The organism is Sphingobium sp. (genome assembly GCF_033795625.1).
Classification (GTDB): Bacteria; Pseudomonadota; Alphaproteobacteria; order Sphingomonadales; family Sphingomonadaceae; genus Sphingobium.
Window position 1 is genome coordinate 1 of sequence record NZ_JARYGI010000152.1, and the last position, 519, is coordinate 519.

1 protein-coding gene is annotated in these 519 nt (G+C 56.5%); it reads right to left on the reverse strand.

Features of this window, described 5'->3' with window-relative positions; translation table 11 throughout:
- Positions 1 to 225: hypothetical protein (locus QHC67_RS19120; RefSeq protein WP_319296753.1), on the reverse strand; the 225-nt coding region annotated here is incomplete at its 3' end.
- Between the last annotated feature and the right edge of the window lie 294 nt (positions 226 to 519).

Below are 519 nucleotides of genomic sequence, written 5' to 3' on the forward strand. Positions count from 1 at the left end.
GATACCCGCGGCGGCAAGCTGATCGGAAGAAGCCGCAGTGATGGATAGACCGACATCATTCAGGTTCTGGGCCCGCTTTTGCGCGGTAACGATGATTTCGCCGACGTCGCCCTGTTCCACCGGTTGCGCGGCAGTGTCATTGCTTTGCGCAAGAGCCGGGACCGCACTGAAGACAGCGACCACCGATACTGTAGATGCAAAAAAAGCGTGACGAGAATTCGCCATTATACTCCCCTCCAATGTCGCGGCATTGCTTGAGACGGCCGCGTTTAACTATCCTTCTTTCTGGTAGAATATGCTCGAGGAGAATACAGGGCGCGCCGTGACAGTTCGGAGCAAATCGCGCCATACTGAAGCGTCCCGGGTTTTCCGGAGGCTCCTATCTGTGAGAAGGAGCGAATATGCCCAGCAAGAAAATGAACAAATTTTCGCCTGAGACGCGCGAGCGCGCTGTACGCATGGTGAGCGAGCACCGCGCCGATCATGCATCGGAGTGGGAGACGATGACGTCGATAGCCG